Annotated in this window: 14 protein-coding genes; 5 read left to right on the forward strand and 9 right to left on the reverse strand. The window is 65.0% G+C overall.

Annotated elements, in window-relative coordinates; genetic code table 11:
- The 3 genes from lptB to R5H30_RS08440 all read left to right on the forward strand — a co-directional run bounded on the left by lptB (nucleotide 1) and on the right by R5H30_RS08440 (nucleotide 2081).
- Nucleotides 1-756 (forward strand): LPS export ABC transporter ATP-binding protein, encoded by a 756-nt coding sequence (gene lptB, locus R5H30_RS08430; RefSeq protein WP_318327773.1) that lies wholly within the window; start codon nucleotides 1-3, stop codon nucleotides 754-756.
- A gap of 252 nt (nucleotides 757-1008) precedes the next feature.
- A complete protein-coding gene (gene hpf / locus R5H30_RS08435) occupies nucleotides 1009-1575 on the forward strand; it encodes a ribosome hibernation-promoting factor, HPF/YfiA family (RefSeq protein ID WP_318327774.1) in 567 nt (188 codons plus the stop codon).
- A 41-nt stretch (nucleotides 1576-1616) separates the two neighbouring features.
- Entirely contained in the window at nucleotides 1617-2081 is a 465-nt protein-coding gene (locus tag R5H30_RS08440; RefSeq protein WP_318327775.1) for a PTS sugar transporter subunit IIA, read from the forward strand.
- Nucleotides 2082-2085: 4 nt separating this feature from the next.
- Here the strand turns inward: R5H30_RS08440 and R5H30_RS08445 are convergent, their stop codons facing one another.
- The 9 genes from R5H30_RS08445 to cysQ form a co-directional block, all read right to left on the reverse strand.
- Entirely contained in the window at nucleotides 2086-3513 is a 1428-nt protein-coding gene (locus R5H30_RS08445; RefSeq protein WP_318327776.1) for a nodulation protein NodH, read from the reverse strand.
- A gap of 3 nt (nucleotides 3514-3516) precedes the next feature.
- Entirely contained in the window at nucleotides 3517-5211 is a 1695-nt protein-coding gene (locus R5H30_RS08450; RefSeq protein ID WP_318327777.1) for a DUF5927 domain-containing protein, read from the reverse strand.
- Nucleotides 5208-6218 (reverse strand): glycosyltransferase family 2 protein, encoded by a 1011-nt coding sequence (locus R5H30_RS08455; protein ID WP_318327778.1) that lies wholly within the window; start codon nucleotides 6216-6218, stop codon nucleotides 5208-5210. The genes R5H30_RS08450 and R5H30_RS08455 overlap by 4 nt, the downstream gene beginning before the upstream one ends.
- Before the next feature lie 44 nt (nucleotides 6219-6262).
- A complete protein-coding gene (locus R5H30_RS08460) occupies nucleotides 6263-7393 on the reverse strand; it encodes a glycosyltransferase (protein ID WP_318327781.1) in 1131 nt (376 codons plus the stop codon).
- A gap of 55 nt (nucleotides 7394-7448) precedes the next feature.
- A complete protein-coding gene (gene galE, locus R5H30_RS08465; RefSeq protein WP_318327782.1) occupies nucleotides 7449-8432 on the reverse strand; it encodes a UDP-glucose 4-epimerase GalE in 984 nt (327 codons plus the stop codon).
- A 17-nt stretch (nucleotides 8433-8449) separates the two neighbouring features.
- Nucleotides 8450-9343 (reverse strand): UTP--glucose-1-phosphate uridylyltransferase GalU, encoded by an 894-nt coding sequence (gene galU, locus R5H30_RS08470; protein ID WP_318327783.1) that lies wholly within the window; start codon nucleotides 9341-9343, stop codon nucleotides 8450-8452.
- A gap of 146 nt (nucleotides 9344-9489) precedes the next feature.
- On the reverse strand, nucleotides 9490-10704 hold the full coding sequence (locus R5H30_RS08475; RefSeq protein ID WP_318327784.1) for a glycosyltransferase family 2 protein: 1215 nt from the start codon (nucleotides 10702-10704) through the stop codon (nucleotides 9490-9492).
- The gene (locus R5H30_RS08480) at nucleotides 10701-11501 is read right to left on the reverse strand and encodes a 3-deoxy-manno-octulosonate cytidylyltransferase (protein WP_318327786.1); all 801 of its coding nucleotides are present in this window, start codon (nucleotides 11499-11501) and stop codon (nucleotides 10701-10703) included. Before R5H30_RS08480 ends, R5H30_RS08475 begins: the two co-directional genes overlap by 4 nt.
- Entirely contained in the window at nucleotides 11501-12298 is a 798-nt protein-coding gene (gene cysQ, locus R5H30_RS08485; RefSeq protein WP_318327787.1) for a 3'(2'),5'-bisphosphate nucleotidase CysQ, read from the reverse strand. The genes R5H30_RS08480 and cysQ overlap by 1 nt, the downstream gene beginning before the upstream one ends.
- 116 nt (nucleotides 12299-12414) lie before the next feature.
- Here cysQ and R5H30_RS08490 point away from each other — a divergent pair, with 116 nt between their 5' ends.
- Together R5H30_RS08490 and R5H30_RS08495 are read left to right on the forward strand one after the other, a co-directional pair.
- Complete coding sequence (locus R5H30_RS08490) at nucleotides 12415-13239, forward strand: ABC transporter permease (protein ID WP_318327790.1); 825 nt, start codon at nucleotides 12415-12417, stop codon at nucleotides 13237-13239.
- 139 nt (nucleotides 13240-13378) lie between these two features.
- Nucleotides 13379-14410, forward strand: a complete 1032-nt coding sequence (locus tag R5H30_RS08495) for a glycosyltransferase family 8 protein (RefSeq protein WP_318327791.1) — start codon at nucleotides 13379-13381, stop codon at nucleotides 14408-14410.
- Nucleotides 14411-14426 lie beyond the last annotated feature (16 nt).

Here is a 14426-nt window from a genome sequence, read left to right on the forward strand (position 1 = left end):
GTGCAGCCCGAACTGACCGTCACGACCGGGACCCAGGGACTGCAGGTTTCGCACCTGCGCAAGTCCTACCGCAAGAAGACCGTGATCCGCGACTTCTCGATGCATCTCGAGCGCGGCGAAGTCGTGGCGCTGCTCGGACCGAATGGATCGGGCAAGACAACGACTTTCTACGCCATCGCGGGTCTGGTGAATCCCGAAGGCGGCTCGGTCCTGATCGACGGACAGGATGCGACCAACCTTCCGATGTACCGGCGCGCGCAACTCGGCATCGGCTACCTGCCGCAGGAGATGAGCATCTTTCGCGGCCTGTCCGTGCAGGACAACATCGCCGCGATTCTCGACATCTCCGAAAGCGATCGGCACAAGCGGCGCGAACGGCTCGAGGAGTTGTTGTCGGAGTTCTCGATCGAACACCTGCGCCGCGCCCCGGCGGTTGCGCTCTCGGGTGGCGAGCGGCGGCGCGTCGAGATCGCGCGATGCCTCGCGGCCAATCCGAAATACCTCCTGCTGGACGAGCCTTTCGCGGGGGTCGATCCGATCTCGGTCGGCGACATCCGGCTGCTTGTCGCGGACCTGAAGAAACGCGGATTGGGCGTGCTCATCACCGATCACAACGTGCGCGAAACGCTCGAGATCGTGGATCGGGCGTACATCCTGCACGAAGGTCAGGTGCTCATGTCGGGCACCCCCGACGAAGTCGTCGAGAACGAGAACGTGCGCCGCGTCTACCTGGGCGACAACTTCCGAATATACTGATTTCGCTCAATAGAGTGTTAACGAAAATGGCATGTTTCAGCACCGGCTTTCGTTTGACTCATCCCCGCGTTTCCGCTCCAATCGGGTCATGGCAACCCGTGTGTTCCCGCCCCGCGTTTCTGCGGCCTTGACGCAAAGGCCCGGACGGACTGACACGCGGAAACTTGCCTGTTTCTGCGACCTCTGACCGAAGATTGCGCCGCGCGCGCGGCGGCTGACGACGTTCGGGGTCGGAATCGTGAAGGAGACATCATGCGGTACCAAATAAGCGGCAAACAGATTGACATCGGCGAAGCCTTGCGCACGCATGTCGAGCAGGGACTTGGAGATGCGGTCCGGAAGTATGCCGAACGCCCGACCGATGCGCAGGTCGTGTTCTCGAAATCCGCACATGAGTATGTCTGCGAGGCTACCGTGCACCTGTCGACCGGCCTTACCGCACAGGCCAAGGCGCACGAGACCGAAATCTACGCCGCCTTCGAGGCGTGCTGCGAAAAAATGGAAAAGCAACTGAGACGCTACAAGCGCCGTCTCAAGGACCATCACAAGGACCGGACGGAACCGGTTGAAATCTTCGGAGCGTCCTCCTATATCCTCGCGTCGGAAACGGATTCGGAAGATCAGGAGCCCGACTCCCTGCAACCGATCATCGTGGCGGAGATGGAAACCAACATTCCGTCGCTGTCCGTCGGAGAGGCCGTGATGCAGATGGAATTGGCAGGAGCACCGGTCCTCATCTTTAGGAACGAGAACAAGAAGGGCCTGAACGTCGTGTATCGCCGGGATGACGGCAACATCGGCTGGATCGACCCGCAATAGGACAACGAGACGGCGCGCGGCGCCGCGGCAAAGCGAGCATCATGAATTTTGCAACACTCCTGAAACCGGAGGCGGTGAAAGTTCTCACGTCTGCATCCAGCAAGAAACGATTGCTGCACGATCTCAGTGAAGTCGCCGAACAGGCTTACGGGCTGCGCTCCGGCGACGTGCTCGACGCGCTGCTCGCCCGAGAGGCGCTGGGACCGACGGGTGTCGGTCACGGCGTCGCCTTGCCGCACGCGCGGCTCGGCGGGCTCGATCAGGTTGCAGGTGCCTTCGTCCTGCTCGACAAGCCGATCGATTTCAACGCCGTCGACCGCCAGCCGGTCGATATCGCCTTCGGCCTCTTCGCACCCGAGGATGCCGGCGTCGAACATCTCAAAGCGCTGGCGCTGGTGTCGCGGACGCTGCGCAATGCCGGGGTCTGCGCCAAGCTGCGGGCCAATCCGAATCCGCAGACGCTCTACACGATCCTGACCTCGGCAGAGACCGACCAGGCTGCCTGACCGCTCAGCGCCAGCGCTCGAACCCGAACATCATGTAATCGCGCCGGTAGGCCCGCTGCGCCGCCGATTCGATGGCATCGTCGTAGACGTCCTCGAAGGCAAACGGCATGTCCTTTACCGCCGGGCCGGGCGGCGGCACCGACGCCAAGCCGACGCTATCGGCCAGCCGGGGCAGGTCCGTCTCGAGCGTGGATTCGCGGATCAGGACGTCGGGCAGGGCGAAGTCCGCAAAGCCCTGGACTGCCGCGTACTGACTGCACCAGGCCGGGTCGACCCGGACCGCAGTCTGACCGTTGAGATTCGCCGCGGCGAATTCGAGAAACCCGACAAAGGCCGCGCGGTGCGCGTCAAGATTGTAGCCCGCGTCATCGGAGTCTTCGGGGATCCCGACGCCGTACTGCCGCCGCAAAAGGCGCGCGATCGCACTGTAGCGCGGACCGCCGACACCCAGGATATGGCGGCAGAAGGCGGCATGGGCGCGCCGCGCCGGATGGCAAAGAACAGTGAAGCCGCGATGCCGGGGATGCCGTCGCTTCCACTGGCGCAGGCTGCGCTGCGAAAGGCCGGTGCCCAGCGCAGAGATTTCAGTATTATCAAGCGCGGCCAGCCACGAGAGGACCTGCTCCTCCGGGCCGCAGCGGATCGGCAGGTAGACCAGCGGCGCCCTCGCCGCCGTCACATAAGCGGGCACCGCCGCGGACCGACGCGGCTCGAACTCCGGCGCTGCGTCCAAATCGTATCGGTCACTGGCAGCCAGCGCGCGCCGCATCTCTTCGGGGTTCGTCACCTTTTCGGCCATGGCCTGCGGGTTCTGCGCCTTGAGATCCGCCGCTAAGCGTTTCACCCGGCCAGCGACCCCGAGATACTCCGCCAACCCGTTCAGCACTTCAACCGACCGCAAGTCGTCGTAGGCGATCCGGAACGCGGCCTGCCCGGTGACCTGCAGGCGGTGGCCAACCCGCGCCGAGAACTCCCGCATTGCAGCCTCGTGACGGCGGAACTCGTCGGCGTCAAACCGCACCTTAGCATCCCGGCGCCGGCGGACGTCGGTCAGCTTCCACTGGCCCGTCGTCTGCGCGATCTTGAGGCTGACATAGCTGTCGAGCGGATTGCGCGTGAGGATGATCTTCGCGCAGCGCGGGTCGTCGAGGATCCGGCCGAGAATTCGCGGGTCATGGTCGGGAAAAAACCTGAACCCGCCCAGCCGGCCGTCATGGTCCCGGATCCGCGCCAGAAGCCGCGCCGGGTCGGCGTCGCGTTTGGCCTGCGTGATGCCCAGCAGATTTTCGGCATCCGGGGCGCCGATGAAATACGGATTGAAGGCCTCGCCGTGACAGCGCACGCCCTCGAGCGCTTGGAGGTTCGACTCCAGAAGGTTCGACCCGGTGCGCATATGCGCAAGAATCACGAACAGATCGAAGCGCCTGCTCACGGGTTACCGCGCCCGCACGATATAGGGCTTCGCCGCGCCGGACTGGCGCGGTTCGTTCTCTGGTCCCGCCGGAATTTCGCCCACGAGATAGGGATGCATCCCCTGGTTCTTGAGGGTCTGCAGAAAGCCGTCGAACCCCTGCAGATCGACCATCTGCGGCGCTTCCGTCAACCGGTGCCCGGGCACCTGCCCGATCTCGTCGAGAATCGCCTGCAAGGGAGCCATCGGCGCCTCGATGAACTCCGCCAGGGTCCAGATCCGGATGCGCGCCTTGGTCCAGGGCGCGCGCAGGATAGTGAGAAACTCGGCCTCGATCCTCTGCAGATGCGCCGCCAGGCGGCGCAGGTCCGCGGGCCTGCGCGCGGACCGGCACAACGCGATCGCCCAGGCCCCGGTGATGACCGAGACCTGCGCGTTGGGATCGCGGGCGAAGCGCCACGCGACTTGCTGGTTGTCGCGCGGCCCGAACTGGAAAACCTGCCGCTCTCCCCGCGTGTTCCACACCAGGTTCTGCAGGAAGGCGTTGGGATTGTAATCACGCAGGCGCGCGGCGTCCGACAGGGCGCCGTTGAACACCTTTTGCGCGCCAGCGTATTCCACCCGGTCCGGTGCAAAGAGATGACCATGCACCTGCGCGCCGGTCTCCGCGGCAAGCCAGGGCGTGAAGTTTGCGAACAGGTCGTCAAAGCCCTGAAACACCGAATAGGGTCCGGCGGTGATGCCGTTCTCCCAGTGCTCGTTGGGAAACCGGCTTTGCATGTAAAGTCCGGGACGCCCGCGCGTGCGTCGCTCGACAGCCTGTGCGAACACCCGGTCGATACGGCCCGGTCGTGGTTCGACCGCAGAGGCACAGTTTGTCGGGAACGCCTCGTAAAGCGCATCCGCGTGGCGCCAGATCTTGCGCGCCACGAAACAGTCCGAACGGCGCAGCATTTCCAGGTGATCGTCGTAGAAGAGGTGCGGCTTGCCCTGGAAATCGAATTTGCAGAGGGTCAGCGAGCGGCTTTCGACATGGGACGAAAACCGACGCGCGAGGGTCTGGAAATAGCTTTCGTCCGGGATCCACACGCGCCGGAAATAGCGGTCGATCCGCCGGCGGTCGGGATTGTGCAGGATTGCCGACAGCGTCCGGCGCGTCAGGCACCACCATTGCGATCCCATGTGCGGCACCAACCCCAGCGGCACCTTGCGCCGGAATCCGATCCGACGTTGGAGGGCGACATAGCTGTCGAAAAGCGCCCGGTGCCGTTTCCACGAGAACGGAAAGCGCAGCGTGAAGCGTTCCTCCTCTAGCCCACCCACGGTCCAGGGAACGTCCGCGGTTGTGGCGCTTTCGATGAAATCGGTTCGCGGACGCGCGGCAAGGTAGGCGATCAGGTCGGCCACCGGCCGTAGTGGCAGGCAGGCCCCCGAGGCGAGGTAGACATGGCCGACCTGCGGAAAGCGTCTCAACATCACCTCCGACCCGGAGAGTGCCGCCGCCACCAGCCCCCAGGTGCCCCACTCGCATCGGTGACGCCTGCAGAAGGCAAGGTCCGGCAGGTCGCCCAGCGCCTCTGCGAAACCGTGGTATGCAGCTTTCGACACGGCGCGGTCGACGTGAACCACCACGGGACAGCCGGCGGCCGACCAGAGCCGGATCACCTGCTCGGCACGGTCGAAGGCGGTATGCACGAGAACGACGACGCCGAGGCTCATGCCCAGTTGCCCCGCGACATGAGCCCGAGGATCTCGAGCTGGCGCCAATTGAGATATTTCTCGGACCGCTCGCACCAGAGCTGGAGATCGGCGTGCAGCCGCTCGGCATAGGATCGGTATTCGAACGAGGCCGCGTAATGCTGACCGCGGCCCATCTCCTCGTGGGCCTTCGCGGCGAAGGTGTCGAGGAACTTGGTGTGTAGCAGCACGCCCGAAGCCTTTTCGCCACCCCATTCGTCGTAGACGAGGTTCAGGCCACGCGGCAGCAGCATATGCGTCGAACTGGCGTAGGTGTAATGCCGGTCCCAGCGCACCAGCGGAACCTTGTTCAGGGCAGGCGCACGGTACGGCTCTTCGGCAAAGAAGGTCCGGGCGCGCGGGCCACCCTGGATCCACAGGTTGCCGAACAGGTCGTTGCGCGAGATCGTGTAGTTGCCGCTGTCGAACCAGCAGGCGATGTCGACCGGATCCTGCCCCGGCCGGTAGGGCTGTGCGTCGATCCGGCCGCGCGGGTACATGTCGAGCAACATCGCGCCGAAGGATCGGATCGACGAGGCGTCCAGCCAGTCGGTCAGCGCGCGCAGCGGGCGCGTGTCGCAGAACGGGTAGACGAAGAATTCGTCCGGGTCGACGGTCAGGCACCAGTGACCATGGCCGTGGCGGCGCTGCAACCAGTTCAGCCAGTCCACTCCGAACCGCGCCCGGCGATAGCTTGCCCCTGTGCCCCAGAGCGACACGTCGGGCTGCTGGCGCAGGTATTCGCGCGACCCATCGCTGCTGTCGTTGTCGACGATGATGAAATGCCTGACACCAAGGCGCCGATGGTAGTCGAGCCAGAAGGGCAGGCGCGGTCTTTCGTTCCTCAGGGTGGAGAAGACGAGGATGTCGTCGGGCGCGATGCGGGCGGTCCGGTCCTTCAGCGGCTGAAGTTCGCGACGCTTGCGGAGCGCGCGCAGGCGCCAGCGTTTGCGTTGAAGCCGCAACCGGTAGGATTGCCAGACCTTCAATCCCCGCTCCCTGTCCTGACCCGCGCGATGGCGTTTCCACGCTATCAGATCACGCTCAGTACCTGTTGGAAATGCCTATCCCAGCGCGGTGGATCGAAAACCGGCGGCGGCCCGTCGCCCTGCCCGGTCGCAAGCGCGCGGATCGCTGCCGCCCAGCGATGCCTGTCGATGACCGGGAGGTAGGTCGGCACGTCTCCCATCACCTCGCGCAGCACTGGCAGATCGTTGCAGATCACCGGGGTGCCCAACGCCGCGGCCTCCATCACGGGAAGACCGAACCCCTCGGCATGGCTGGGGAAAAGAAGCGCCGCGGCGCCCGACACAAGTCTGCGCAGAGCCGCGTCGTCGAGACCGGCTATTTCCCGTATGGAGCCGGTCCGTGATCCGTCGAGCCTGCGAAAAACGTCCTCGTTCTTCCAGCCCCGCGCTCCGCACAGAAGAAGCGCAGGCGCGCCTGGCCCAAGGTCGCCCCAGAGATTGAGCAGGAAGCCGATGTTCTTGCGCGGCTCGAGCGTGCCGACGCAGATGAAATAGGGGGAGGCTGGCGGCAGATCGGACGGAAGATCTCCAACGGGCCCGATCTCGACCCCCAACCATGCCGTGACCCCGGGCGGCACGCGACCCCAACTCTCGAAGCGATGCTCGGCCTGCTGCCGGGTGGCCCGCGCCGTGTAGATCACCACATCGGCCCGTTCCGAGACAAGCCGCATGCGCACGCGGAACCGCGCCACGCTGCCGTCGCGCTGGTAGGCGGGATGATCCAGCGGGATCATGTCGTGCACCATGACGGCGCACCGACCGCGCGCCGCGGCGATGGCCTCGAGAACCGGGGCGTCTAGGTTGGTATGCCCGACGTTGACGTAGACCGATCCTGTCGGCAAATGGCGCGACAGCATCGCCTTGAGCCCGCCCGGACGGCATCGGGCCACGGCAAGACGCCGCAATCCGGCCTCGGTGCGGCGCACGGCGGCGGGCCGGCGTAGCGCCAGCGATGACAGCAGGTCTCCGCCTGGCCAGGGTGACGCACCGCACAGATGCGGAATCGCGGCCCTGACACCGGATGGGTCGAGTAGCAGAAAGCCCCAGGCGCTGCGCGCCAGCGCCCAGAGCGGCACGCCGTCTTCGGAGAGATGTTGCAGGTAGGCGCGCTCGACGCGGTCGATCCCGGTCGGCACCCGGCCGGCGCGGAGCAGCGTTCGCGTCAGGTCGAGAAGCCGCGCGGGCGGCGGGCTATTTCTCGTAATGGCCAGTTTGGTGCCATCTCCAGGCGTCGCGGATCATCGTGTCGAGCGTCGACCGGTCGGGCGACCACCCGAGTTCGGCGATGGCGCGGCGCGAGCCCGACACCAGCTTCGTGCAATCGCCGGCGCGGCGCGGACCTTCGGAGTAGGGGACCTCGCGGTTGGTGACCGAACGCGACTGCTGCATCACCTCGCGGACCGAAAACCCCGACCCGGTGCCGAGATTGAACACCCGGCTGCCCTTGCCGTCCTCCAGCCATTTCAGCCCGAGCACATGAGCGTCGACGAGATCGCAGACATGCACGTAGTCGCGGATGCAGGTGCCGTCCGGGGTCGGGTAGTCCGTGCCGAATATCGTCAGCGCGTCGCGCTTGCCGTCGATGGCATCGAGCAGCAGCGGCACCAGATGGGTCTCGGGCCGGTGGAACTCGCCGACCTCGCCATCGGGATCGGCTCCGGCGACGTTGAAATAGCGGAAGATCACGTGCCGCAGACCATGCGCGGTCTCGAAATCGCGCAGGATTTCCTCGATCGCGCGTTTCGATGCGCCGTAGGCATTGATCGGGTGTTGTGCCGAGTCCTCGTCGAGCACCACGTTGTCCTGCTCTCCATAGGTGGCGCAGGTCGACGAGAACACGAAATCGAGGCATCCCGCCGCCACCGCCGCCTCGATGAGAGTCAGCGAACCGGTGACGTTGTTGCGCCAGTAGCGGCCCGGGTTCGACATGCTTTCGCCGACCTGGCTGAGGGCGGCGAAATGCATCACGGCGACGGGCGCGTACTGCGCGAAAACGGCGTCGAGCCGGTCGCGGTCCAGCAGATCGCCCTTCTCGAACGGACCGAACTTGACGGCGTCTTCCCAGCCGGTTTCGAGGTTGTCGAAGGTCACCGGCACGTAGCCCGCCGACTTCAGCGCCTTGCAGGCATGCGACCCGATGTAGCCGGCGCCGCCGGTGACCAGAACCTTGGACACGTACGATCTCCCGAAGCTTACTGGGCCGCCTTGTCGATATGCACGATCTCGCGCAGGTAGGCGGCAAGGTCGTCACGCAGGTCGTCTCGCGCAAGGCCGAAGGCTACTGTGGCCTGCAGGAAGCCCGACTTCGATCCGCAGTCGAAGCGCTGGCCACGGAACCGGTAGCCGAAGACGCCCTCCTGCTTGTCGATCTGCGAGGCAATGGCATCGGTCAGCTGGATTTCTCCGCCGGCGCCGCTTTTCATGCTGTCGAGATCGTTGAGCACGTCCGGCGTCAGGATGTAGCGCCCGATCACGGCAAGGTTCGATGGCGACTCGCCGGCGCTCGGCTTTTCGACCATGCCCTGCACCTTGACGGTCGTGCCGGAATCCTCGCCGACGTCGAGCATGCCGTAGGACGAGGCCTTCTCGGGCGCGACCTCCATCGCTGCGACCATGTTGCCGCCGGTCTCGGCATAGGCTTCGGTCATCTGTTGCAGGCAGGGCTTGTCGGCCGCGATCACGTCATCGGGCAGGATCACGGCAAAGGGTTCATCCCCGATCAGGCGGCGCGCGCACCAGACTGCGTGTCCCAGGCCCAGCGCCTTGTGCTGGCGGATGTAGGCGATCGCGCCGCTGTCCATGTCGGTCGTCTTGAGGGTTTCGAGCAGCGCCGTCTTGCCGGCTTTTTCCAGTTCCTGTTCGAGAACCGGAGAGTGGTCGAAGTAGTCCTCCAGCGCGCTCTTGCCGCGCGAGGTCACGAATATGAACTCCTTGATGCCCGCAGCTCGGGCCTCGTCGATCGCATACTGGATCAGCGGCCGATCCACGAGTGTCATGATTTCCTTCGGAACGGACTTGGTCGCCGGCAGGAACCGCGTTCCGAGACCGGCGACGGGGAAGATCGCCTTCGTTACCTTACGTGTCATTCAGGATCCTTAAATTTCATTCTGCACAATGATCGGTCGTCGTTGGCCCGCGAAGCGGGTGTCGCGCTTTCCAAGAACACGACGTGCGCGCCAATTAAAGCAATTTTGTAACGCCAAGGGAACATTGTTGCGAAATTCGCTCGCTTTCAGAGCCGCCGTTCGGCACGAATCCGCATGCATTCCTTGGAGACCCTGGTGGCATGGCGATACCAGGCCAGGATCGGCGCGCTCCGCAGGCTGCGCCCGAAGAGACCGCCGGTATGCAGCCAATAGCCCTCGGGCTGGTAGCGCACCCGGTGGTAAAGCGCCGTCGGGGAGAGCTCGATCAGGGTAACGTTGTCGCCACGCGCCGCCGATTTGACGGCCTCGCGCCGCAGTCTGCCGCGCGACCAGACACGGCCCGCGATGACCTGAGCCCGGCGTGCCGGGGCGGGGAACTGCCGGAATCTCGCAAGCGGCGGACCCGGCGCATGTTCGGAGAAAATTTCGCGCCCCTGACCCTCTTTCGCCCCCGCATCGAAGCGGCGCAGCAGGCGCTTGACGTCGCGCGGTTCGATGGTGCCCGCCGCCATGTGCCGCAGCAAGCGGGCGCGTTGGTGTTCACGCATCTCGGCCAGCGCCCTTGCGCGCCGCGACGCAGCCAGATGGGTCCCGTGCAGAATCGCCCAGCCGGCTCCGATGTCGAAAAGATCGCGCGGCACGCGCCGCGCGGTGCGCACCCGGTTCGCCGCCATCCGGTGATGCACCTGCGCCGTGGGAACGACTGCCGTGACCCGTCCTGCCCGGGCCAGTCGCAACGACAGTTCGGTCTCGTCGAGAAAGTAGTGCAACCGTTCGTCGAAGCCGCCCATCTCGACCAGCACCTGCCGGCGAAGGGCCATGTTGGTGCCTTCGAGCTTGACCGCCGCGACCGTACTCACCGTGTCGACGACGCCTTTCCCGAGCGCAACCGCGCGGCCCGCGTCGTCCACGCCGCGAGCGCGCCACTGGAAGCTGATCCCGTTGCGCCCGCGCACGTAGCCGGTGGCGGCGTCGACGCCGGGACTTTCGAATTCCACGACAAGTTCCGACAGCCAGCCCGGTTCTGGCACCGCATCGTCGTCGATGAAGGCGACGATCTCTCCGGACGCGTGGGAAATCCCGAGGTTGCGCGCGGCGGAAATGTTCGGAACGTCGAAAGCGACGATCTTCAGATCGTCCGCGAAGGGCAGGGAGGCCGCCCGCGTTACGCCTGCCGGATCGGCCACGACGACGATTTCGAAACACACGTCCTGAAGGCGGCTCAGCGCGGTCAGGCAAAGCGCGAGATCGTCGGGCCGGTGACGGCTGACAACGACGACGCTGGCCCGCGCCTTGCTCATTCGAGCTTCATCGCCGCCATCATAGCCTCGAGCCGCGGCACGTCCTCGGGGTTGTTCAGTTCCCAGAACTGCCGCCCGCGTGCCTCGACCTCGACGCACAGGACCTCGCGCCCGTTTTCCATGAACCGAAGCTGTTCCAGGCCCTCTTGCTGTTCCAGCGGACCGATGTCCCATCCCGGGTAGGCCGCGAGCGCCTCGGGGCGATAGGCATAGACCCCGACATGGTGAAACACCGGTGTCGGTTCGGCGTCGGCATAGCTGCGCGACGTGAAGGGGATCACTTCCTTGGAGAAATAGAGTGCCTGCCGCTTGCGCCCGAAGACCGCCGTGGTGCCGCCGACGCGACCGGCCTTGCGGTCGTCGAGAAAGCCGTTGAGCGTCGCACCCTCGCAGCGCAACACTGGGGTCGCGATTTCGGCATCGGGGGCCGCACGCAATCCGCTGACGAGATCCTCGACGAACCAGTGCGGCGTCAGCGGTGCGTCGCCCTGCAGGTTCACGACGACGTCATGACCACCGCCCAGTGTCGCATGAGCCTCGGCGCAACGCTCGGTCCCGTTGCGGCAGTCGCTTGAGGTCATCACCACCTCGGCGCCGAACGCCTCGGCCGCTTCGCGGATGCGATCGTCGTCGGTGGCCACAACGACCCGGTCGACGCCACCAACCGCACGCGCCGCAAGCCAGCTGCGCTCGATCAGGCTGCGCGACTGGCCATCGGCGCCACGCAGGGCCACCAGCGGCTTGCCGGGATAGCGCTGCGAGGCGTAGCGCGCGGGGATGACGATGAGAACCGACATCAGGCCTCCTTGAGCGCGACACCCGGGGCGTAGGCAATGAAGAACGGGTTCGCGAAGCCTTCCTTGCCGTAGACCAGCGGGCTGAGGTCGTCGAACCGCACCACCGCGCCGCCGGCACCGGACAGGACGGCATGGCCCGCGGCCGTGTCCCATTCCATCGTGCGTCCGAGACGCGGATAGAGATCGGCTTCGCCGGTGGCCACGAGACAGAACTTCAGCGAGGACCCGGCGGACTTCATGTCCTTGACGGCGTACTTGCCGATATAGTCGTCCGTCGCCTGGTCGCGATGCGATTTCGAGGCGACGACCATCAGGGCCGAGTTGTCGGCATCCGAAACGTTGATCTCCGTCTGCGCGCCCACTGCAGCCCTGTCGAAGGGTCCGGCTTCCTCGACCGACTGACCGTCGGCGCGGGTGTAGAACATGCGCCCCTTGGCCGGGGCATAAACCACGCCGCGCACCGGCTTGCCACCTTCGACCAGCGCGATGTTGACCGTGAAATCGCCGCGGCGGTTGATGAACTCCTTGGTCCCGTCGAGCGGATCGACGATCAGGAAGGTATCGCCCGAGGCGGAATGGGTCGCGGCCTGCTCTTCGGTCACCAGCATCATGTCCGGGAATGCAGAGGTCAGGCCGGCCGAGATAATGGCATCGGCGGCCTCGTCGGCCTCGGTCACCGGGCTCGCGTCGGATTTGACCTTCACGTCGAAGTCGTCGGCCTCGTAGATCTCCATGATCCTGTCGCCCGCCTCCAGCGCAAGTGACCGCATGACATCGACCAGTTTTTCGTAATCCAAGGTGCAACTCCCAATCGGCATTCGTTGATGTAGCGAATTTTACCCCTTATGATGCGCTCCCAGCGGAACCTCAAGAAGTCCCTTCAGACCCCCCCGCGCATCGAGGCCGGCGAGCAATGTTCAAGCCCCAACGCAGACCACAGAGCGGCCTGACCAAGGCCGTCGTGATCCTCGAGCTGATCTACCACTCGATCGTGCGTTCGGTACGCAAGACCAACTCGAACGCCTTTCTGGCGATTATCGTCAACATCGTGCAGGTGCTGATCTTCATCATGGCGTTCTACGTCATGTTCTCGCTGCTCGGCCTGCGCGGTGCGGCCCTGCGCGGCGATTTCCTGGTCTACATCATGACCGGCGTGTTCCTGTTCATGACCCATGCCAAGACGCTGGGCGCCGTGGTCGGCTCGGAAGGGCCGGCCAGCCCGATGATGCAGCACGCCCCGATGTCGACCTTCATCGCGCTGATGTCGGCCGGCCTCGGGGCGCTCTATATCCAGGTGCTGTCGCTGGCGGTGATCCTGTTCGTCTATCACGTCGCCTTCACGCCGCTGGAAATCGACCAGCCGTTCCCGGCTTTCGGAATGCTGCTGCTGGCGTGGTTCACCGGCTTGGCACTTGGCCTCGTGCTGCTGGCTCTGAAGCCGTGGGCGCCGGGATTCGTGTCGATCTTCACGACGGTCTACCAACGCGCCAACATGATCGCCTCGGGCAAGATGTTCGTCGCAAACACGTTGCCCGGTTTCATGCTGGCGATGTTCGACTGGAACCCGCTGTTCCACATCATCGACCAGTGCCGCGGGTTCGCCTTCATCAACTACAATCCGCATTACACCAACTGGCAATACGCCTGGTGGTGCGGCGTGGTGCTGGTCGTGATCGGCATGATGGGCGAGTTCTACACCCGCAGGCATGCCTCGCTCAGCTGGAGCGCGCGGCGCTGAAGCCCGCCTTCTGCAGCACGGTCGGCGGCTGCAACCGGACCTTGTGATACCGCGCGAACGGGGGCAATCTCGGTTCATCAGGCCAGCATCGTGAACCGTCGATCCGACCATGGGACCAGCCAGACAAAACCGCGCGGCCATGCACCGCGCTGCCGTCGTTTTCGCATGTGACACCGGCCATTTGCCGCTGGCGATGTTCTGCGCCGACCGGATCCGCCGCACCGAGCCCGACGGCCAATTCGATGTCGTGATCTGCATGCCCGACATCGGCGGCGTCGACCCGACCCATCTCGACGGCCCGGCGCGCCTCTGCGAGATCGACGTGTCGATCCTGCCGGATGTACCGCAGGCCAAGGAATGGATCACCGCGGCCACCTATTTCAAATGGCTGCTGCCCGAGACGCTCGGCGACGATTACGACCTGCTGTTCTATCTCGATACCGATACCTACCTCGCCCGGCCGGGGATCGGCCGGCTGTTCTCGAGCGTCGACCAGCCTTTCGCCCTTGCCGCATCGCAGGAGTTCTGGAACCTCGACGAAGGCGAAATGGACGCAAAGCGGCGCGCCAAGGTCGACGATCTGGGCGGTGCCAGCCGACGCTACTTCAACGCCGGGGTCTTTCTCTGCCAGCCGGAAGGGTTCCTCGGGATCGACGGCCCGGCCCGGTTGCGCAAGGCGATGGTCGACAACATTCCCTACCTTCCGGTTCACAAGGACCAAGACCAGGGCGCGATGAACCTGGCCTTCTCGGACCAGATCCTCACGCTGAACCCGCTGTTCAACTGGCGCACGCAGAATTGGATGAACACGCCCGCGGTCGAACGCTACCAGCCCTACATCCTGCATTTCACCGGGCCCAACAAACCGTGGTCCCTGCAGGACAATACCTTTGTGGCTGGATTCGCCCGCGAATACACCGACTACCTCGGGCGCACCTTCCCGGATTTCGCGATCCGCCCCGCAGCCGGCTCGCTGGCCTGGCGGCGCGAGCATCCGAAACACCGCTCGAAGCTGATGCAGGCGCTCAATATGCGGTTCTACAAAAGGCGATACGACCAGAAACACCGCCGGATCGCACTGGAAACAGAAGGCCCGCGTTTCGACCGGATGGATGCGGCGATCCGCAGCAGCGAAGTCGGCAACCCGGCGCAGCTGACCGCCGCCGGATAACGTCGCCAGCTGCTCT

The organism is Roseobacter sp. FCG-D35 (assembly GCF_033436665.1).
GTDB lineage: Bacteria > Pseudomonadota > Alphaproteobacteria > Rhodobacterales > Rhodobacteraceae > JAWQFO01.